Below are 19,672 nucleotides of genomic sequence, written 5' to 3'. Positions count from 1 at the left end.
TTCGCCCCTTACGCCTTCTCAATGTTAACCAGGAACGCCTTGTACTCCGGCGTCTGTGAGTTAGCATCACCGACCGGCGGCGTCAGGGTGTTCGCCAGATAACCCTTGCGCGCGGTGCCTTCAAAGCCCCAGTGCAGCGGGATACCTACGGTTTCAACCTGCTTGCCGTCCACGTTCAGAACCTGCAAACGCGGCGTCACCACCGCAACCGCCCGGATAAACCCGCGCTTGCTGCTGACCTTCACCGTATCGCCGTTGGCGATGCCTTTCGCTTTCGCGAGGGTTTCGCTGATTTCCACGAACTGCTCCGGCTGGGCGATGGCGTTGAGCAACGCATGCTTAGTCCAGGTGTGGAAATGCTCGGTTAAACGGTAGGTGGTGCCCACATACGGGAACTCACTGCGATCGCCGATACGTTTGGCGTCTTCCGGCAACAGGCGCGCCGCCGGGTTAGAGATCACGTTCGGGTGCAGCGGGTTGGTGCCAATCGGCGTTTCCACCGGCTCGTAGTGTTCCGGGAACGGCCCTTCCGCCATTTTGTCGATGGCGAACAGGCGGCCCAGCCCTTCCGGCTGCATGATAAACGGACCGGTGCCGCTGCCTGGCGCGGCGGTGTTGTAGTCCGGGATATCGTTCCCGACCCACTTGCTGCCGTTCCATTTGATCAGCATGCGTTTGCTGTCCCAGGGTTTACCCATCGGATCGGCGGACGCGCGGTTGTAAATGATGCGGCGGTTGAGCGGCCATGCCCAGGCCCAGCCCAGTGTGTTGCCCAGACCGGACGGATCGCTGTTATCGCGGTTCGCCATCTGGTTGCCTTTCTCGGTCCAGCTACCAGCGTAAATCCAGCAGGAAGACGCGGTGGTGCCGTCGTCGCGCATCAGCGCAAACGAACTCAGCAGCTCGCCTTTCTTCGCCAGCAGGTTGCCGTTCGGATCGTAAAGGTCCGCCAGCGCCACGCCGTTGTTCTCTTTGGCCACTTCCGCCGATTCCGGATGATCCGGGCGTTTGTACGTCCAGCTCATTTTCAGCAGCGGCTCGACGCCTTTGCCGCCTTCGCTGCGATACATCTCGCGCAGGCGATGGTACAGGCCCGCGAGGATTTCCCCGTCGTTCAACGCTTCGCCCGGGGCGTCCGCCGCTTTCCAGTGCCACTGCAACCAGCGGCCGGAGTTGGCGATAGACCCGTCCTCTTCCGCGAAACAGGTCGACGGCAGACGGAACACCTCGGTCTGAATGCTGGCCGGATCGACGTCGTTCATGTCGCCGTGGTTCTGCCAGAAGTTACTGGTTTCGGTAACCAGCGGGTCGATGACAATCAGGTACTTCAGCTTGCTGAGGCGGCTGACGATCTGGTTTTTATCCGGCAGTGACGCCACCGGGTTAAAGCCCTGGCAGATATAACCGTTCACTTCGCCGCGATCCATCATGTCGAAGTACTTCATGGCGTCGTAAACCTGGTCCCACTTCGGCAACCAGTCATAACCCCACTGGTTCTCTTTCTGGGCATCATCGCCGTAGAACGACTTCATCAGGCTGACGAAGAACTTGGGATAGTTGCTCCAGTAGTTCACCTGATTCGGCAGCGTTGCGACCGGCGTATTGGCCTTCAGATAGCTTTCCAGATCGGCTTGCTTCTCCGACGGCAGCGTCAGGTAGCCCGGCAGGCTGGTGGACAGCAGGCCGAGGTCGGTCAGACCCTGAATATTGGAGTGGCCGCGCAGGGCGTTCACGCCGCCGCCTGCCATACCCATGTTGCCGAGCAGCAGTTGGATCATCGCCATGGTGCGGATGTTCTGCGCGCCGACGGTGTGCTGCGTCCAGCCCAGGGCATACAGGAAGGTGGTGGTACGGTCCGGGGCGCTGGTGGAGGCCAGCACTTCACACACTTTCAGGAAGTCCGCCTTCGGCGTGCCGCAGATGTTCTCCACCATGTCCGGCGTGTAACGGGAAACGTGCTGTTTCAGCAGGTTCCAGACGCAGCGCGGGTGGGTCAGCGTCTCGTCGCGCAGGGCGTAGCCGTTTTCGTCGAACTGATAGTTCCAGGTGGTCTTATCATATTTACGTTTTTCAGCGTCATAGCCGCTGAACAGACCGTCCTCAAAGGAAAAGTCTTCCCGCACCAGCAGATTCGCGTTGGTGTAGTGCTTAACATATTCGGCGTTAATTTTGTTGTTTTCGATCAGGTACAGCAAAACCCCTGACAGGAAGGTAATGTCAGTACCGGAACGGATAGGGACGTAGAGATCCGCAACCGACGCCGTGCGCGTAAAACGTGGGTCGACCACGATCAGCGTCGCGTCATTGTTGTTTTTCGCTTCCATCGCCCAGCGGAAACCCACCGGATGCGCTTCAGCGGCGTTACCGCCCATCACCATCACGACGTTGGCGTTTTTGATATCAACCCAGTGGTTGGTCATCGCACCGCGACCAAATGTTGGAGCAAGACTTGCTACCGTTGGTCCGTGTCAGACGCGCGCCTGGTTATCTACCGCCACCATGCCTAAGGAACGAGCGAATTTCTGGGTCAGCATCCCGGTTTCGTTGCTGGCGGCAGACGCGCACAGCATACCGGTAGTGGTCCAGCGGTTCACCGTGGTGCCCGCCGCGTTTTGCTCGATAAAGTTAGCGTCGCGGTCCGCTTTCATCAGCCGCGTGATGCGGTTGAAGGCGTCGTCCCAGCTGATGCGCTGCCATTTATCCGAGCCAGGTGCCCGGTATTCCGGGTAGCGCAGACGGCCTTCGCTATGAACGTAATCCAGCAACCCTGCGCCTTTCGGGCACAGCGCGCCGCGGCTCACCGGATGGTCCGGATCCCCTTCGACGTGGAACAGCGCGGATTTCGCGTTCATTGAGCCGTCGCCAAGGCTGTACATCAATAATCCGCAGCCAACGGAACAGTAGGTACAGGTATTGCGGGTTTCGGTAGAGCGCAACAATTTATAGTCGCGAATACCCGCCAGTGCCGTTTTGGGCGCAAATCCCAGAGCGGCAACGGTGGTACCTGCCAGGCCACCGGCGCAAATCCGGAAAAATTGCCTGCGATTCACATCCATTGTTTACCCCATGTGATGGTGAATGTTTTTGTTTTGAACCTCATTCCTTAACCAAAAACAGACGTTATTTTTCTGTTCATGTTTATTGGTAAAGGGTGATGCCAGTTAAATAATCCCGCCGCTAACTAAAATTAATTACTCATTAATGGTTAGTTATTGGCCGGAGAAATTTCCCAGGTGTTGGGTGTTGGAAAAGCACCACATTGCAGAAATTGCCGTGCGAAAATTAACACAGACAAAAAGTTCTATTTTTGTTCAAGGTCAATTTGTAGGGTGAGTGTTATAGAGGAGTGGGGGTTTTGTGATCTCAAATAGTGTTGTTAAATCGGATTAAATGTTGAGCATGAGGTAAAAATAGCCGGACGCAACAAGTTTAAATGACTACGTGACAATTTTATCGTGTTAATGTCATGAAAATTAAAGCATTTAAGTGAAATCTTTAACGCTATTTTTTAGCGATTAAACGGCGTGCTTTATTGCGCAAAAAAATATACTTAAAAGGGAGTATTTTTCGCAGGTAAATTATTCATCCATTTTGCTTTTTTAATTGCCGATGAATTGTTAAAAAAACTGGCTTGCAGTAAATATCTAAAAAAATAACGGCCTGTTAGCGGGTGATAATGCCGGGGCAAATCAACGTTTATTCCGGAAAATAAACCCGCGAAGCGCGGCAATGTGACTCGATTCAGCGTGATAGCAGTTATTTTTCTTATCAGGAGGCATTCGCCGTGATGGGATCGTCAGCCAGGCAAATGCCCAAAATTTTACGCCAGGCAGAACGCGACCTGACGCCCCGATCCGAATCCCTTATACTGGCGAAAAACGATTAAAAAATTACCAACTTCGTGATTCAGGCAGGGATAAGAATGGAATCGATCGGCTTTTTTGGGCAACTCTCGCATCAGGTTGTGCTTTCGGCACCGCTGTTTTTATTGATGGCAACCGGATATGGCATTGGGCGCTTCGCCGGCTGGCCGGATTCCGTGGCGGAAGGGCTTAACCGCTTCTGTTTTACCGTGGCGTTGCCGTGCATGCTGTTTAAGGTCATGAGCAAGTTCTACGAAAGCCCGCCGGTGGACATGCGTTTGTTGATCGCCTTTTTCGGCAGTTGCTTCGTGGTCTACTTTATTGGCCGGCTGGTGGCGAAGCATCTGTTTCACCTCGATCCCGTTTCCTCGTCGGTGTTCAGCCTCGGCGGGATTTTCTCTAACAACGTAATGCTCGGTATTCCGGTAGCGATTATTCTGCTGGGGCAATCCAGCCTGCCATCAGTGGCGCTGGTGCTGGTGTTTAACAGCCTGATCCTCTGGACGCTGGTGACGGTCTCGGTGGAGTGGGCGCAAAGCGGCAGTTTTTCTCTGCGCGGCATCGTGAAAACGCTGCTTAACGTGGTGCGTAACCCGATCATTATCGGCATCTTTACCGGCTTCGCCTGGAGCCTGCTGCATCGCCCGCTGCCGTATATCATCGATTCGCCGGTCACCATGCTGGGCCAGGTGTCCGCGCCGCTGACGCTGGTGACGCTGGGCATGAGCCTGGCGCGCTATAAAATCCGCCACGGCTTGCGGGAAAGCGCGGCAATCAGCATTCTAAAATTAATCGTCATGCCGCTGATGGTCTGGGGCGCGGCGATTTTACTGCATCTGCCGCAGCAGGAAAGCCAGGTGGTGGTGCTACTGGGGTCGATGGCCGTTGGCGTCAACGTTTATCTGATGGCGCAAAAATTCAATGCGCTCCAGGGCGCGACGGCGACCAGCATGCTGCTGACCACGGTGCTTTCCACGGTGACCACGCCACTGCTGATGCTGATGATGGCGCGCTTTTATCAGTAGCGACGACGCGGCGTGATTTCGGTTAAATGATTATTTTATCTTGATTTTAACCGGGCCGCGCCGCTGAGATAAAACTGTCACAATTGCCTCATACCCTAAGATAATTCTTACGGTAATGAGTCATCACCCATCATGGATTTACCTCTGGCAATGGTTTCTTCGTCACGCGAGCTGAACGCAGGGATGCTGCGTATCGTGGTGCCGCACGTGACGCCCTCGTCCAATAACCAACAGGTTATGGCGCTGTTTAATCACCATAAATCGCTGATTGGCCTGCCGGTACTGGAGCTGAACCGGCCTATCGGCATGATTAACCGCCATATTTTTCTCTCCCAGATGAGCCGCCCGTTCTTTCATGAACTATACGATCAGAAAAGCTGCATCGCGTTTATGGATAAAACGCCGCTGATCGTCGAAGCCGACGCCGGGCTGGATTATCTGGCGGATCGGGTGATCGAAACCGGCGATAAGGCGGTGACGGAAGGCTTTATCCTTACCGACGACGGCCATTATGTAGGTATTGGGCTGGGTATCGACCTGATTAAAACCGTTTCTGAACTCCAGGCGAAGCAGCATCTGCAGATTATGCAGAGCATCGAATATGCGCGGGTGATTCAGGAATCGATGCTCAACCGCTCGCGCCAGTCGATGGAAAGCCATCTTGACGACTGGTGCCTGTACTGGCATCCGCGCGACTGCGTGGGGGGCGACATCTACGCCTTTTACCCGTTCGAACACGGCTGGCTCCAGGTGGTGGCGGACTGTACAGGCCACGGCGTGCCGGGCGCGTTTATGACCTTTATTTTCTCCTCGGCGCTGGAAAAAGCGTTGACCCAGGTGCCGCCCCACGAGCCGGAGCGCCTGCTGAGCATCATCAATCAGCACATTAAACAAACCCTGAGCCAGCTTCATCCCAGCGCCGAGAAAAGCCAGTCCAACGACGGCTGTGACGCAATCGCGCTGTTTGTCGACACCGACAACCAACAGCTGATTTGGGCCAATGCGCAGATGCACGCTTTTCAACTGGCGAGCGACGCGGATGCGGTGGCCGTACTCGACGGCGACCGCCAGGGTCTGGGCTACATCGACACGCCGTCAGACTATCAGTGGCAGCGCCATCAGTGCCCGCTCGGGCGCGACGATCAACTGCTGATTGTCAGCGATGGCATCACCGATCAGATAGGCGGCGAGCGCGGGATCATGTTCGGTAAAAAACGAATCCAGGCGCTGCTGTTGCAGGAGCGCGAGCGGCCTATGGCGCAACGCTCCGACGCGCTGCTGGCCGCGCTAAAACGCTGGCAGGGCGAACAGATGTGCCGGGACGACATGACATGGTTTGGCTTTCGCTGGTGAGATGCAGATGAAAATGAACGACATTCAGGTAAAAGAAGCCGTGCTGATGCCCCTGTTCGGGCTGTCGCGCCACAGCGACGTCGCGCTGTTTTATACCGGCTATTTTTCCCAACAGAACATTATTGCGATGGGGGAGGTGATTCGGGTCTGGCTGGATAAGCACGAATCCTCCTCGGCGATCCGCCGTCGGCTGTTTTCGGTATTTGTCGAGATGGGGCAAAACATCGTCCGCTACTCGTCAGATGAACGCTATCTGTGTACCGGCCAGGAAGAACTGCGCTTCGGCTCGCTGTGCCTGCACACCGATCATCGTCACTACTACCTGGAAACCGCCAATCTGGTGGGCGAGGAGGAGTCCTCGTTGCTCCAGACCAACCTGGAAGTCTTGCGCACCATGACCCAGGACGAAATCAAACAGGCCTGGAAACAGGGCTTGCGCAGCGAAGCGCCGCCGACCAGCAAGGGGGCCAATATCGGCTTGCTGACTATGGCGCGAGACACCAGCGAACCGCTGGAATATCGCTTACATCCACTGGCGGCCAGCCCGTTGTCCGCCTTCCACCTGAAGGCAACCTTTTGCCATGACTGATACTACGTTAACGCCGTCCATTGCGCTTGCCGCCACGCACTCCACGCCGGAAGTCCATTTTGACTTTGCGGCCTGCCGCCTGATGATGAAAGGCGAAGCCTACCCTGAAAACGCCGCCGCGTTTTTTCGCCCGCTGCTGGAAGCGGTTGAGGCCTGGCTACAGGAGAGCGCCACCGCGCCTCAGTCCGTGGAGATTCACGTGGCGCTGAGCTACTTCAACAGCTCCAGCACCAAGCTGCTGTTTGAATTATTCGACTGTCTGAACCGCTTTGCCCAGGCCGGTAAACCGTGCCATCTGCACTGGTATTACGACGCCGAGGATGATATTTCCGAAGAGTTCGGTCAGGAGTTGAGTCTTGATTTCCCGGCGCTGAACGTCACGCCCATCGCGGATTTGAGCGCATGCTAGATATTAACGAGCTGTTCAGGGATGAATTTTCGGTGCTGGAAGAGGCGCGGGAAGCCGCCGCTAACGTCACGCTGCCTGCGGACGCCTGCCGCGAAGAGTTGCTGGTGCTGGCACTGCGCTATCAGCGCCTGATCCGCGAATCCTACCGGCTGATTTCGCGCAGCGACCGCGCGGAGCGCGAGCTAAACCGCATCAATGAGCAACTGCAACAGCTGGCGAAACAGCTGGAATATGAAGCCACTCACGATCCGCTTACGGCGGTGTTTAACCGCAGCGCGATCATCAATCAGATCAATCAGGCGCTCACCCAGGGCAACGTGGCGCTTATCCTGCTGGATATCGACCATTTCAAACGGATCAACGATGAACACGGGCACCCGATGGGCGATAAAGTGATTTGCTCGCTGGTGGCCCGGGTACGCCGCGCGGTGCCGGAATTTGCCGCCATCGGGCGGGTAGGCGGCGAAGAGTTCACCATTTTGCTGCCCAACGCGCGGGTTGAGGATGCGATGATTACGGCGGGTTATATCCACGCGTCGTTAAACGCATCGCCGCTGGATGCGCTGCCGGATCAACTGGTGACCGCCAGTATTGGCGTCAGCCTGGGATTACGCGGCAGCGATTTTGAATCGTTATACAGCGCGGCGGATACCGCGCTCTATTCTGCTAAGCACCGGGGGCGAAATCAGGTAGCGCTGCACGATGCTTTTTTTCGCGGGGTCTGTGAAACCCGGACACTCAAAATTTATTCAGCCTGAACAGATGATGTTTTTCCTTTTTTAGCCAGCCGGCTGGTTTATATATTACGCCGCCTTTGCGCAGGATCAGGCACAGCTTATTGCCAATGCGTACCGGGAAAAAAAGATCGTTTATCGCGCCCTGTTTATGAACCAGCCAATGTGAAAACATAATAATCTCCATTACCAGGTTGATGGTTAAGTATCAAAGTGTTAACGGAAACAACAAAACGTGAATTTTAATCAAATTTATTTATAGAATGGAATGGGTATTTTTGTATCAGAACAATCCTGAAGCCAGCCCCAAATAAACGAAGCGGCAAATACAGAGCGTGGCGAGAATAAATTTTGGGTATGACAAATCTGCCAGTCTGGACCATACTTTTTAGGCTGAAAATATTTTGTCAGAATATATCGTCGTGAGTTCAGGCAATCATTGAGGAGGCAAAATGAAATTATTCGCTAATTTGCAGGTAGACGAAAAAGAAAAAGACGATCCGACTAATGCGCCGGAATCGGGTGATAAAAAACCCGAGCAGAAATAACGTGTATAAGCTTATGCCACCGGGATATATCCCCCGGTGGTTTACCTTATTTCACTTATGTGATGAAATAATTTCAGTTTAATGACATTTTCCCTTTCTTTTCATATCGCTATCCCCCGCTAAAACCTAAAAACCGGGCCTTTATCCCTTAATTGATTATGGCTTTTATGCGCATACTCCTCTGATTACTTTATTTCTTAGCCCGGCTGGTTGTTATTTCCAAAAAATTAAAGGTATTCTGAGACGGCTTTCACTCGCTACACTTAGCTTATCTCCTTAGCACGTCTCTTACGCAAAAGGACTTGATTTGATGCTTTCGACGTTAATCTACCGGAGTCGCTTACATTCAGGGTTTAATCCTGAACAATTACCGCCACTGGTGGCCAGAGCGCAGGCGAAAAATGAAAGCTTACAGGTCACAGGCATCCTGCTTTTTGACGGTACGCATTTTCTGCAAGTGCTTGAAGGACCACTGGAATCGGTTAATTTCCTGTACCAGACTATCCGCCTGGATCCCCGGCACGACAGCGTGGTGGAGCTGATGCGCGATTATGCGCCGCGCCGGCGCTTTAATAATCTGGGCATGGAGTTAATCGACCTGCGCAGCGCGCAGCAAAGTGCGGTGTTTCGCACGCCGGTCGTTAAACGCTCGCGATTTTTTGACCTGGCTGGCGAGGATCGCGTCTATAAGTTTATTAAAGCCTTTATTAAAGGCGACTGGAAAACGCTCGTCACGCACAGTACCGAACCGCGAGACTGGTCGTTCATCCAGGACAGCCGCGCCTTTGAGTCTATTACCGTGCCGCTGACCACCGCGCAGCCCTGCCAGTTTGCGTTACAGCCCATCGTTGAGCCGCTGGAAGGCAAAATCAGCTCCCTTGAAGCCCTGATCCGCAGCCCGGATGGCGGCTCTCCTCAGGATTATTTCAACGCCATTCCACAAAATAAGCTCCACGAGGCCGATCTCTACTCCAAAGCCTGGGCCTTTGCGCTGGCCAGTAAAATTGGCATTGGCGACCATAAAATTTCCATCAATTTGCTGCCGATGTCGCTGGTGACGGTGCCGAACGCGGTGAATATTTTGCTGGAGCAGATTGCCCGCAACGGCCTGGTGCCGGAGCAGGTGATTGTCGAAGTGACGGAAGATGAGGTGATTTCCCGCTTCGATGCTTTCCAGGTGGCAGTGCGCGAGCTGCGTTCGGCAGGCATCGGCCTGGCGATTGATGACTTTGGCTCCGGGTTTGCCGGGCTGTCGCTGTTAACCCGCTTCCAGCCGGATAAACTCAAAATCGACCGCAGCATCGTCAGCGATATCCACGTGCACGGGCCAAAGCAGGCGATTGTGCAGGCGATCCTGAGCTGCTGTTCGGCGCTGGAAATCAGCGTGGTCGCCGAAGGCGTGGAAAAGGTCGAAGAGTGGTGCTGGCTGGAGGCCGCTGGCGTTCAGCGCTTTCAGGGCTTTTTATTCGCCCGACCGGTGCTCAACGGCGTGCCACATGTGGTGTGGCCGGAAAGGGTACTGTAGAAAACACCGCCGTTACGCGTATAGCGCAATGGCGGCATCACGGTTACTCGTCGTCTTTCACCCAGAAGCGGTTCCCGGCGATGCCGTCCGCCGCGCAGATCAGCGCCAGATGGCTTAAGCCCTGCGGCACGTTGCCGCGCCATTCACCGGTGCGAACGTCGAACATCTCATTAAAGGTTTCGACGTTGCCTTTATCGCACAGCGTTTCCAGGATTTGATTCATATAATCGCGCGCTTTTTGCCGATCGCCCAGCCGCGCCCAGGCTTCCACCAGCCAGAACGAGCAGGCGACAAAGGTGCTCTCTTCGCGCTCTACTTCGCTGTAGCGGTAGAGCATCGGGGTGCCGTGCCCTAACTCTTTGACCATCGCGTCATAGGTGGATTTCATGCGCTCCGGGTTAACCTTCAGCCCGTAATACCACACCAGCCCCAGCGCGGCGTCGAGTTTGTCGGTCCCGGCGTAAAAGGTATAGGCCTGTTTTGCCTCGGACCAGCAATGGCTCTCCACCCAGTCGCTGATGCGGGTTTTTTCCCGTTCCCAGCGGTGCAGCCAGGTGGTCTCGATATGGCCTTCCTCCGCCAGGCGAATGGCGATGTCCAGCGTGATCCAACAGGCGATTTTCGAATGGGTGTAATGACGGCGTTCGTGCAGTTCCCAGATACCGGAATCGTCCTGCCGCCACAGGTCGGCGCATTCGTTGGCGAGCTTGGTCAGCAGGCGCGCGGTCGTCAGATCCAACACGTGCCCGGCGTTGACGAACAAAAACGCCGTTTCCAGCATATCGCCATACATACTGAGCTGCTGCTGGCTTTGGGCGTTATTGCCAAGCCGTACCGGCTGGGAACCCATATAACCTTCCAGCGGCAGAAATTTTTCGTCCGGCACGATATCGCCATCCAGGGTGTAGCAGGCCCGCAATGCGCCTTCGTGGCGCAGGATGGTGGCCGTCAGCCACGAGAACGCCGCTTTACACTCCGCCAGCGCGCCGATAAACGCGAAGGCACGAATAATCAGGCAGGCGTCGCGTATCCAGGCGTAGCGGTAATCGTAATTCTTGATCCCGCCAATGCCTTCCGGCAGCGATGTGGTCGGGGCTGCCGCCAGCGCGCCGGTTGGGGAATAGAGCAGGAATTTTAGCGCCAGCGCCGAGCGGTTGACGTGCGGTTTGAACTCGCCCTGATAGGTCAAATTCTCGGTCCAGTGCCGCCAGGCGTGATCGCTGTTTTCAATACGCTCGTCGATGGATTCCATGGTCGGCACCGCCAGCGGCTCTTTCTGGCTGACCAGCAGCGCCACCAGCGTGCGCTCGCCTTCCCGCACGGTAAACGACCCTTCAATCATCTGGTCGTCTTTCAGCGTGCAATCCATATCATCCGGGGTACGCAGCATCGCCATCAAATCCCCGATATGCAGGACATCGCCCAGCCGGGAAGGGGCGATCCACGGGGCGCGGGTGCAGGCTGCGGTGCCAGGCGCGAAGGTTAACGTAAGCTGTACTTCACCCTTTATGCCTTCGATACGCCGGGCCAGCTCGCACCAGGGCAGGCGGCCAGCGAAGGTACTGTTCAGCGACTCGGTGAAGCGCACCTCGCCGGTAGCGGTTTTAAAGCAGGTTTCCAGCACATTGCTGTTTTCGCGGTAGCGACGTTCAACCTGATATTCGCCTGACGGCGCAATCTGGAAATAGCCGCCTTTGTTTGCATCCAGAATACGGTCAAACAGCGGCGGCGAATCCATATTGGGGGCACACCACCAGTCGATAGCGCCGTCTGGTGCTATCAGGGCGACGGAACGTCCGTCGCCGATGGCGGCATAATCGCCCAGGCCCGCATAACCGTTGATGCGTTGGTGATTGTGATACGACTGGTTTTTCATCAGGCAATCCCCTAGCGCCAGCAACGGCCGTCGGTAGCGACGACCGTCTAATTATAGCGTTCCTGTACCGCCGTCTGAGCACCACACCTGGCCGGACGCAAACGAGCAGACGTCAGAGGCGAAAGTCACATACAGCGGCGCGATTTCTGCCGGCTGGCCCGGACGGCCCAGCGGCGCGGAGGCACCGAACTGCATCACTTTCTCCTGCGGCTGACCACCGCTGGACTGCAACGGCGTCCAGTATGGGCCTGGCGCAACGGCGTTCACGCGGATGCCTTTCTTGCCTAACTGCTTCGCCAGCGATTTCGTGAAGGCCACGTTACAGGCTTTGGTCTGGGCGTAATCGAGTAAGATATCGCTCGGATTGTAGGCCTGTACCGACGAGGTATTGATGATCACTGCGCCTTCCTGAAGATGCGGAACAGCGGCTTTGGTGATCCAGAATGGGGCATACACGTTGGTTTTAAAGGTGTCGTCGAAGGCTTCGGTTGTCAGGTCTTCAATCGACTCACAATATTGTTGGCGACCGGCGTTGTTCACCAGAATATCCAGGCCACCCAATTGTTGAACGGCTTTTTCAACTAACTGTTGGCAAAAGGTTTCTGAACGAATATCGCCGGGGATCGCCACGGCATTTTTTCCTTCTGCGGCAATTAACGCAATAACCGCAGCAGCATCGGTTTCTTCTTCCGGCAGATAATTAATCGCCACGTCTGCGCCTTCACGGGCAAAGGCAATGGCTACCGCGCGACCAATACCGGAATCACCACCGGTAATTAATGCTTTTTTTCCTTCCAGTTTACCCGAGCCGATATAGCTGGTTTCGCCATGATCCGGCAGCGGCTTCATTTCTGATGCCAGTCCCGGCGCTTTTTGCGGTTGTTCAGCAAACGGGGGGCGGGGATAGTGAAGATGGTGTTTATCATTAATCGTCATGGTTCGCGTCTCGTTTATATGCGGGATTAATAAAGGTAGACGTCATGCTGCGAACCCGCGAATAGTTTTGATTTTTGTTCGGATATTTAATTGACTTTACATAGCTTTGCTTGAGTAATTTTCAGAATGTTCTATGCGGTGAAAATAAATGCTCTGGTTTTAGCGATGGTTAACCAGCAATAAAAACGAAAAAGTGGGTAGAGAATATATTTTATTTTAACGGCGAATAATCTTAATTTTATTTGGCCCCGTCCATTTGCTGCTATTTTAAAACCGAGCGCGAGACACCCTGATAAGCAAGTAAAGCCAAAAATCCACATATCATACATCATATATCTTCAGGCAATTATTAACCCTTGATTATTATAAGGAATAATTATTCATCCAATTAATCAGTCTGATTAATAAATAAACGTATATTTCCCCGTTATAAAGGTCCACAATGGTCATCCATCCCCGGATTAAATCCGACGGCCATTCCCCTCACTAAGGGGTTCGAATGAAAACTTTTTCAACCGAAGCGATTTGCGCGATTACTGGCAGTCACCCTGCCTGTATTCTGCGCTGGTCAAAAGCGGGATTAATCAGCCTTCATGATTCACAAACTGGATGGAAGGTTGAGCAGATCGGCGATATTCATCGCGTCGTTAATATGGCCGCCAGCGGCGCATCGTTAAATGAAATCCGCGTCTGGCAATTAGAAGGCAAGCGCAGCTGGACGGCAGGCTGGCCCGCCCATCGCGGTGAATTATTATGGCAGCTCGAATATGGTTCCGATCGGGCGCTGGCGCGCCTGATGCGTAAAATTGACCATGATTATTGCGGCGATGATTATATTAATCATGTACTGCGTCCTTTAAATAAGTGGCTGCGCGAACAAGATACGATGGCAGGCGCGACGCGACGCCTTACCCGATTCCATGCGGCGGTATTACATCGCGCCCATTGCGTGATGCGCGATGGTTCCCGAAATAAATGCGTGCCGCTGTTTCTGGAAGCGATAAGCGTCGCCGACGAAACCGACGTCTGGATGGAGGCCATTCGCCTGACGCGCCAGGGATTCGATGTTGAGCTTTCCTCGCAAGTCTGCGATAGCCCGGCGGTATCTACCCAGAGCTATGAGCATCACCTGCTGTGGTGCGGCCGCGGGATCAGCAGTAATAAACACAGCCAGTTCCTGGAAAAACTCAACGCCGGGCAACCGATTCGGCTGTGCGGGCCGGACACCCGCGTCACGCTGTCATGACGGCGCGTGATGAACGTTCTGTTGCTGAGTAAGCTGGCGATAACGCACGTCAGCTTGCTCCAGCATCTCCTCCGACACGGAGACTTCCCATCCGCAGTGAAACAGATACCAGGCGACTTCATCCACCAGGGTGTATTCCATAAGCCGTGTGTCGTTACCGCGCAGAAATAATCCCAGGGTTAAAATTCCCGGTAAATCCTCCAGAATGCGGATTTCCGACACGCGCGCCGGCAGATAACTGAAAAAATGATTCATCAGATTCTGGATGACGCTCTCCAGAGGAATCCCCGGCGTAATGTACTGTGTGGGAAGCGGCATCGCTACCGAAAGCAATGAATCTTCGATAGCGTAGGTTTTACCATAGACCGTAAGCCTGGCATTGGCCTTATCAAAATTGCGTGCCAGCCAGGTCAAATTAATTAACGCCATTTTTTTACGCGCACGTTTTTTAACGTGCCGCAAATGTAACGCGTTTCGAATGATATCCAACTTCATGAAATGTTGTGCCTTGCCAATTGCTAAATAAGACTTAATATTATTTTGTCGCGATTAAGCGATTATTTTTGGTATTTTGCCGCAAACCGGCAATAACGCGAATGAAATTATGACGGGCGGCTTTAACTTCAGATTAATCTGGAGCGGCCAAAAAAGAACAGCCAAACACTTTTGCGATTATTCGTTGTTAACTGATTGAAAGAAAAAACAATAATGCATTGCTTAATCACTTTTTTAGTGGATATAAATTGAGCAAATTATAGTCTGCTGTTAGTGTTCGTTCCTCGAAAAGGTTATTCGAAAGCGGGAATTACCCTTTAGTAAGGAGCGAATCACTCAGCGATTAATGGTTATGGTTAAGTTATTATTTATTGTTTTATTGGTTATTATTTCACGAGTAACTTTTGCGGCTGAATTAGTATCGCCTTTTATGGTCGATCGCATGCACAGCGGGCAAATGTTTATTGCCCGCGATATGACAAATGAAGTTTTAAAAGCACGGTTATTAAAACAATACTCTGCCTGGAAAGGCACCCGGTACCATATGGGCGGCAGCAGCCACCGTGGGGTAGATTGCTCGGCGCTGATGCAGCACCTGTTTTCTGAATCCGCTGCCCTGTCATTGCCGCGCACCGCCGCAGAACAGATGCGGCGTGGGAAAGCGGTTTCGCGTAGGGAACTCAAACCTGGCGATCTGGTATTTTTTAAAACGGGCCGTAACCAGCGTCACGTTGGGGTGTTTATTGGCGGCGATGAGTTTATTCACGCCTCGACCAGCCAGGGCGTAACGATTTCATCCCTGAGCAATGAATACTGGGGCGCGCACTATCAGGCCGCGCGGCGCGTGGCGGTGAAGACGATAGGTTAATCCCCTGTCATCACGCTAAGATTGAGATCAAACGGATGGGCGGCACAGACGGCAATCATTGCCGTCGTGCTCTGATGCCAGCCGGTAAATAAATTCTGCTGGCTAAGCGCGTCGGGCGAGACGTCCAGCGTCGCCATTTGCCAGACGCTGCCGCCACGCTGTTTCAACACCGCTTCGCGCAGGGTCCAGCTGTGCCAGAATGCCAGCAACTGCTCGGCCTGCGGCAGTGCCGCTAAGCGGTGAGATTCTTCCTCACCAAAATAGTCAGCGGCGATGCGCTGCCAGGCGCGGCGCGGGCGCAGGATCTCGATATCCACACCGACCGGCGCGCGATCGTCAACAGCCAGCACAATCCGGTCGCCGCTGTGGCTCATATTGAAATGCGGCGCACCGGGGCGGGCAAACGTGGGTTTGCCGTGCTGATTGTAAGTGAGTGCCTGCAAGCTCTCTGACGGGCAATTTGCCGCCAGCATTATCCGGCCCGCCAGCCAGCTCTGGCGGCGCGGGCCTTCGGGCGCGGCGGCGGCGATATCCACTGGCAGCCAGCGCGCCACGGCTTCCGGCGCGCTGAGGCGGGAAATCTCACCTTCAATCAGCCGCAGCATGGTTACGGCCAGCGGCGGATCACCAGCGATGTGTTGATGCCGCCAAAGGCGAAGTTATTGCTTTGCAGGAACTCGCAGTCGATATAGCGCGGCTCGCCCATGATGTAATCCAGCGCGCCGCACTGCTCGTCAGGCTGCTGGAGGTTCAGGGTCGGGGCAAACCAGCCTTCACGCATCATCTCCAGGCTCATCCAGGCTTCCAGCGCGCCGCACGCGCCCAGGGTGTGCCCGAAGTAGCTTTTCAGCGAGGAGATCGGCGTCTGCGCGCCGAACAGCGCCGCGGTGGCCTGGCTTTCGGCGATGTCGCCGCGATCGGTCGCGGTGCCGTGAGCGCTGATATAGCCGATATCGCGCGCTGCGAGGCCCGCCATCGTCAGCGCTTTTTCGATGCAAATCTGCATGGTTTCCCGCTGCGGCTGGGTGATATGCGCCGCATCGCAGTTGGTGGCAAAGCTGACGATCTCCCCGTAGATGGCCGCGCCGCGCGCTTTGGCGTGCTCCAGCTCTTCGAGAATCAGCGTTCCTGCGCCTTCGCCAATCACCAGGCCATCGCGGTTTTTATCAAACGGCGACGGGGTGGTTTTCGGCGCATCGTTGCGCTGGCTGGTGGCGAACAGGGTATCGAATACCGCCGCTTCTGACGGGCACAGCTCTTCCGCGCCGCCCGCCACCATTACCGTCTGATAACCGTGGCGAATTGCTTCCCAGGCGTAACCAATTGCCTGGCTGCCGGAGGTGCAGGCGCTGGAGGTGGGGATCACCCGGCCTTTCAGCCCGAAGAACAGCCCGGTATTCACCGCCGTGGTGTGCGGCATCATCTGCACATAGGTGGTGCCGGTGATGTTGTTGGTGTGCTTCTCGGTCAGCATGGTGGCGAATTCACTCACCGGCCCGGTGCTGCCGGTGGAGGAGCCGTAGGCGATCCCGGTTTCACCATTAGTGAGCACTTCCTCACCAATTAACCCCGCCTGTTCAAGGGCCAGTTCGGTGGCGCGGGTCGACATCAGCGATACCCGGCCCATGGAGCGAATACGCTTGCGGGTGTAGTGCTCCGGCAGTGCGAAATCGTCAATCGGCGCGCCCAGCAGGGTGTGCAGCCCGTCGTAGACCTGCCATTCCGGCATCTGGCGCACCGCGTTTTCGCCCTGTTTCAGCCGTGCTGCCACCTGTTGCCAGGTTTCGCCAAACGCGGTGACACCGGCCATACCGGTAATAACAACGCGACGTGTCATAACATGCCTCCGTTTACAGAGATAACCTGGCGGGTGACGTAACCGGCGATATCCGACATCAGGTAGCTGGCGAGCCCGGCGACTTCGTCCGCCTGGCCCATACGTTTCATGGGGATGATGCTCATCGCTTCTTTCAGCGCGGCCTCTTCCATGTCAATCATCCCGGTATCGATCAGGCCGGGGGCGATGCAGTTCACGGTGATTTTGCGCTTCGCCAGTTCGATCGCCAGCGCTTTGGTCGCGCCGATAATCCCGGCTTTGGCAGCGCTGTAGTTCACCTGGCCACGATTGCCCATAATGCCGGACACCGATGACAGGGTGATAATGCGCCCGCCGCTGCGCAGGCCGATCATCGGCATCACGCAGGGCTGGATCACGTTATAAAAGCTGTCGAGGTTGGTATGGATCACCCCGTCCCAGTCTTCGTCGCTCAGCGCCGGGAACGCGCCGTCGCGGGCGATACCGGCGTTGCTGACCACGCCGTACCACGCGCCGTGGGCCTCGATATCCTGTTCAATCGCCGTGCGGCACTGCTCCCGGTTGCCGACGTCAAAACTCAGCAAACGGCCCTGGCCGCCCGCCGCCGCGATCTGCTCCAGGGTTTGCTGTGCGCCTGCCTGGTCGCGATGGTAATGCACGCCGACGGTAAACCCGTCCGCAGCCAGTTTTACGGCGATGGCCCGGCCAATGCCTTTGCTGGCCCCGGTGACCAGAACTGAACGACTCATTGTGGTGATCCCTGATTAAATAACTGTGCTAATTCAGCCTCGTCCGGCTGAAATGTATTAATACGCCCCGTCGCCACGGGCTGTTCGCTTTGGTAAATGGTTGCCTCAAAGCTGCCGAAACGGCTGTCCTGCATCAGCAGATGTACCGCGATATCCAGCGTAGCGTCGGCGGGGAAGTGACTGACTTTCGCTTCCAGATCCCGCGCGCCCAGCACCATGCCGAGCGAAATCCGCTTTTCGCCCTGCTGGTGGCGGTGCCAGCCAGACCAGACGCCGACGGTTTGCGCCATCAGCTCCAGCGCGTACCAGCCGGGCAGACGGCCTTCGCTATCCAGAAACGGCGCAAGCACGCCGTCAGCCTTCAGCGTTACCCGGCAGCGGGCGCTGTCGGCGCTGACGTTGACCACGTCATCCAGCAATAACATTGGCGCGTCGTGGGGTAAATAATCGCCGGGTGTGAGGTAACCGCTCATCAACATCTCCCAATAATCAGGCTGGCATTATTACCGCCGAACGCGAAGGAATTCGACAGGATAACCGGGCGGGCCAGCGGCGCGGGGGCGTGCAGCAGCCCGCACGGCGGCAGGCTGTCGTCCGGCGTCGAGTCGCGGAAGTCCTGAGCCGGTAAATCCAGCCCGCGCAGCAGTATCAGCGCGCTGAGCGCCGCTTCGGTCACGCCCGCCGCGCCCAGGGTGTGCCCGGTTAAATGTTTGGTGGAGCTGCCCGGCGTATCAGCGCCGAAAATCGCGTTCACCACTTTCGACTCAATCTGGTCGTTAAGCGGCGTGGCGGTACCGTGCAGGTTGATATAGCCGATATCCTGCGGCGTTAATCCGGCATCCTGTAACGCCTGGTGGATGGCGCGGATCGCCCCTTCGCCTTCAGGATGCGGCGCGGAAATATGAAACGCGTCGCTGGATTCGCCTACCCCCAGCAGCGCCAGCGGCTGCGGCTCGCGGGTGAGCATCAGCAGGCCCGCCGCCTCGCCGATGGTGATGCCGCAGCGCTCGCGGGCGAACGGCTGGCAAAGCGTGGTGGAAAACGACTCCAGGCTGTCGAAACCGTTGACCGGCATCCGGCTCAGCGAGTCCGCACCGCCGACAATCGCCACGTCAACCAGACCGGCTTCAATCAGGCGGCGACCGCTGATAATGGCGCGGGCGCTGGAGGAGCAGGCGGTGGAAAGGGTGTAGGCCGGGCCAGACAGATCCAGATACTGGCTCAGGAAACGCGACGGATCGCCCAGCTCCTGTTGGTAATAGTGCCAGTTATCGTCGCGTTCGAGATGGTGGTGATGGCTCACAAACCGGTCGCCCTCATCCAGCCCGGAAGTGCTGGTGCCGAGGATCACCGCCACGCGCTCGTTGCCGTAGCGGGCAATGGCCTCATCCACCTGCGGCTGGATCTGCGCCAGCGCCGCCAGCAATAGCTGGTTGTTGCGCGAGCGGTGGGCGGCAAGATGCGCGGGAATGGCGGGCAGCTCGCCCTCCACGCCGCCCAGTACCGCATCCTCGCCGTTAACCAGCCAGCCCTGGCGCGGCTTCATGCCCGGCGCAACGCCGAGCGTCAGCTGGCGGGCGATATCGTCAAGCGTGTTGCCCAACGCGTTAACCATGCCGATAGCAGAGATATAAATCATG

General features: G+C 55.8%; 17 protein-coding genes. 8 read left to right on the top strand and 9 right to left on the bottom strand.

The window, feature by feature from the left end:
• Positions 1 to 8 precede the first annotated feature (8 nt).
• Entirely contained in the window at positions 9 to 3,056 is a 3,048-nt protein-coding gene (gene fdnG, locus FND52_RS15670) for a formate dehydrogenase-N subunit alpha (protein WP_144131751.1), read from the bottom strand.
• An 866-nt stretch (positions 3,057 to 3,922) separates the two neighbouring features.
• Between fdnG and FND52_RS15665 the strand changes: the two genes are divergently transcribed.
• The 6 genes from FND52_RS15665 (at position 3,923) to FND52_RS15640 (ending at position 10,046) form a co-directional block, all read left to right on the top strand.
• A complete protein-coding gene (locus tag FND52_RS15665) occupies positions 3,923 to 4,888 on the top strand; it encodes an AEC family transporter (RefSeq protein WP_125292664.1) in 966 nt (321 codons plus the stop codon).
• 132 nt (positions 4,889 to 5,020) lie between these two features.
• On the top strand, positions 5,021 to 6,241 hold the full coding sequence (locus FND52_RS15660; protein ID WP_144131749.1) for a SpoIIE family protein phosphatase: 1,221 nt from the start codon (positions 5,021 to 5,023) through the stop codon (positions 6,239 to 6,241).
• Between the two features lie 7 nt (positions 6,242 to 6,248).
• Positions 6,249 to 6,830: a SiaB family protein kinase gene (locus FND52_RS15655; protein WP_225989951.1), complete on the top strand. Its 582-nt coding sequence runs from the start codon at positions 6,249 to 6,251 to the stop codon at positions 6,828 to 6,830.
• The gene (locus FND52_RS15650) at positions 6,823 to 7,239 is read left to right on the top strand and encodes a DUF1987 domain-containing protein (protein WP_144131747.1); all 417 of its coding nucleotides are present in this window, start codon (positions 6,823 to 6,825) and stop codon (positions 7,237 to 7,239) included. The genes FND52_RS15655 and FND52_RS15650 overlap by 8 nt, the downstream gene beginning before the upstream one ends.
• Positions 7,233 to 7,997: a GGDEF domain-containing protein gene (locus FND52_RS15645; protein WP_144131745.1), complete on the top strand. Its 765-nt coding sequence runs from the start codon at positions 7,233 to 7,235 to the stop codon at positions 7,995 to 7,997. Before FND52_RS15650 ends, FND52_RS15645 begins: the two co-directional genes overlap by 7 nt.
• 834 nt (positions 7,998 to 8,831) lie before the next feature.
• On the top strand, positions 8,832 to 10,046 hold the full coding sequence (locus FND52_RS15640; protein WP_125292660.1) for a diguanylate phosphodiesterase: 1,215 nt from the start codon (positions 8,832 to 8,834) through the stop codon (positions 10,044 to 10,046).
• Between the two features lie 43 nt (positions 10,047 to 10,089).
• On the opposite strand, the gene FND52_RS15635 is transcribed toward FND52_RS15640, so the two are convergent.
• Complete coding sequence (locus FND52_RS15635) at positions 10,090 to 11,922, bottom strand: glycoside hydrolase family 15 protein (protein WP_125292659.1); 1,833 nt, start codon at positions 11,920 to 11,922, stop codon at positions 10,090 to 10,092.
• Between the two features lie 51 nt (positions 11,923 to 11,973).
• Positions 11,974 to 12,858, bottom strand: a complete 885-nt coding sequence (locus FND52_RS15630; protein ID WP_125292658.1) for an SDR family oxidoreductase — start codon at positions 12,856 to 12,858, stop codon at positions 11,974 to 11,976.
• Positions 12,859 to 13,357: 499 nt separating this feature from the next.
• On the opposite strand from FND52_RS15630, the gene FND52_RS15625 reads away from it, so the two are divergent.
• Entirely contained in the window at positions 13,358 to 14,104 is a 747-nt protein-coding gene (locus FND52_RS15625; RefSeq protein WP_144131743.1) for a transcriptional regulator, read from the top strand.
• Here the strand turns inward: FND52_RS15625 and FND52_RS15620 are convergent.
• The gene (locus FND52_RS15620; RefSeq protein ID WP_144131741.1) at positions 14,099 to 14,533 is read right to left on the bottom strand and encodes a hypothetical protein; all 435 of its coding nucleotides are present in this window, start codon (positions 14,531 to 14,533) and stop codon (positions 14,099 to 14,101) included. The two genes, FND52_RS15625 and FND52_RS15620, sit on opposite strands and share 6 nt — an antisense overlap.
• A gap of 508 nt (positions 14,534 to 15,041) precedes the next feature.
• Between FND52_RS15620 and FND52_RS15615 the strand changes: the two genes are divergently transcribed.
• Complete coding sequence (locus tag FND52_RS15615) at positions 15,042 to 15,467, top strand: NlpC/P60 family protein (protein ID WP_225989950.1); 426 nt, start codon at positions 15,042 to 15,044, stop codon at positions 15,465 to 15,467.
• On the opposite strand, the gene acpT is transcribed toward FND52_RS15615, so the two are convergent.
• The 5 genes from acpT to FND52_RS15590 are packed head-to-tail and all read right to left on the bottom strand — an operon-like array spanning position 15,464 to position 19,671.
• Positions 15,464 to 16,072, bottom strand: coding sequence for a 4'-phosphopantetheinyl transferase AcpT (acpT, locus tag FND52_RS15610; RefSeq protein ID WP_144131739.1), 609 nt, complete (start codon positions 16,070 to 16,072; stop codon positions 15,464 to 15,466). The genes FND52_RS15615 and acpT overlap by 4 nt on opposite strands.
• 2 nt (positions 16,073 to 16,074) lie before the next feature.
• Positions 16,075 to 17,304, bottom strand: coding sequence for a beta-ketoacyl-ACP synthase (locus tag FND52_RS15605; RefSeq protein WP_144131737.1), 1,230 nt, complete (start codon positions 17,302 to 17,304; stop codon positions 16,075 to 16,077).
• Positions 17,301 to 18,032 carry a 3-ketoacyl-ACP reductase FabG2 gene (locus tag FND52_RS15600; RefSeq protein ID WP_144131735.1) on the bottom strand — a complete coding sequence of 244 codons (732 nt, stop codon included), beginning with the start codon at positions 18,030 to 18,032 and terminating at the stop codon, positions 17,301 to 17,303. The genes FND52_RS15605 and FND52_RS15600 overlap by 4 nt, the downstream gene beginning before the upstream one ends.
• Entirely contained in the window at positions 18,029 to 18,505 is a 477-nt protein-coding gene (locus FND52_RS15595) for a hotdog family protein (protein ID WP_144131733.1), read from the bottom strand. Before FND52_RS15595 ends, FND52_RS15600 begins: the two co-directional genes overlap by 4 nt.
• On the bottom strand, positions 18,505 to 19,671 hold the full coding sequence (locus tag FND52_RS15590) for a beta-ketoacyl-[acyl-carrier-protein] synthase family protein (protein ID WP_144131731.1): 1,167 nt from the start codon (positions 19,669 to 19,671) through the stop codon (positions 18,505 to 18,507). Before FND52_RS15590 ends, FND52_RS15595 begins: the two co-directional genes overlap by 1 nt.
• Between the last annotated feature and the right edge of the window lies 1 nt (position 19,672).

The organism is Atlantibacter subterraneus, assembly GCF_007570865.1.
GTDB classification, from domain to species: Bacteria; Pseudomonadota; Gammaproteobacteria; order Enterobacterales; family Enterobacteriaceae; genus Atlantibacter; species Atlantibacter subterraneus.
This window is presented reverse-complemented; position numbering and strand designations above follow the sequence as displayed.

What these genes read in the sequence shown, in the direction of transcription:
- FND52_RS15665 (WP_125292664.1), top strand. Translation starts at nt 3,923, where the DNA reads ATGGAATCGATCGGCTTTTTTGGGCAACTCTCGCATCAGGTTGTGCTT.
- FND52_RS15660 (WP_144131749.1), top strand. Translation starts at nt 5,021, where the DNA reads ATGGATTTACCTCTGGCAATGGTTTCTTCGTCACGCGAGCTGAACGCA.
- FND52_RS15655 (WP_225989951.1), top strand. Translation starts at nt 6,249, where the DNA reads ATGAAAATGAACGACATTCAGGTAAAAGAAGCCGTGCTGATGCCCCTG.
- FND52_RS15650 (WP_144131747.1), top strand. Translation starts at nt 6,823, where the DNA reads ATGACTGATACTACGTTAACGCCGTCCATTGCGCTTGCCGCCACGCAC.
- FND52_RS15645 (WP_144131745.1), top strand. Translation starts at nt 7,233, where the DNA reads ATGCTAGATATTAACGAGCTGTTCAGGGATGAATTTTCGGTGCTGGAA.
- FND52_RS15640 (WP_125292660.1), top strand. Translation starts at nt 8,832, where the DNA reads ATGCTTTCGACGTTAATCTACCGGAGTCGCTTACATTCAGGGTTTAAT.
- FND52_RS15635 (WP_125292659.1), bottom strand. Translation starts at nt 11,922, where the DNA reads ATGAAAAACCAGTCGTATCACAATCACCAACGCATCAACGGTTATGCG.
- FND52_RS15630 (WP_125292658.1), bottom strand. Translation starts at nt 12,858, where the DNA reads ATGACGATTAATGATAAACACCATCTTCACTATCCCCGCCCCCCGTTT.
- FND52_RS15625 (WP_144131743.1), top strand. Translation starts at nt 13,358, where the DNA reads ATGAAAACTTTTTCAACCGAAGCGATTTGCGCGATTACTGGCAGTCAC.
- FND52_RS15620 (WP_144131741.1), bottom strand. Translation starts at nt 14,533, where the DNA reads ATGGCGTTAATTAATTTGACCTGGCTGGCACGCAATTTTGATAAGGCC.
- FND52_RS15615 (WP_225989950.1), top strand. Translation starts at nt 15,042, where the DNA reads ATGCACAGCGGGCAAATGTTTATTGCCCGCGATATGACAAATGAAGTT.
- acpT (WP_144131739.1), bottom strand. Translation starts at nt 16,072, where the DNA reads ATGCTGCGGCTGATTGAAGGTGAGATTTCCCGCCTCAGCGCGCCGGAA.
- FND52_RS15605 (WP_144131737.1), bottom strand. Translation starts at nt 17,304, where the DNA reads ATGACACGTCGCGTTGTTATTACCGGTATGGCCGGTGTCACCGCGTTT.
- FND52_RS15600 (WP_144131735.1), bottom strand. Translation starts at nt 18,032, where the DNA reads ATGAGTCGTTCAGTTCTGGTCACCGGGGCCAGCAAAGGCATTGGCCGG.
- FND52_RS15595 (WP_144131733.1), bottom strand. Translation starts at nt 18,505, where the DNA reads ATGAGCGGTTACCTCACACCCGGCGATTATTTACCCCACGACGCGCCA.
- FND52_RS15590 (WP_144131731.1), bottom strand. Translation starts at nt 19,671, where the DNA reads ATGATTTATATCTCTGCTATCGGCATGGTTAACGCGTTGGGCAACACG.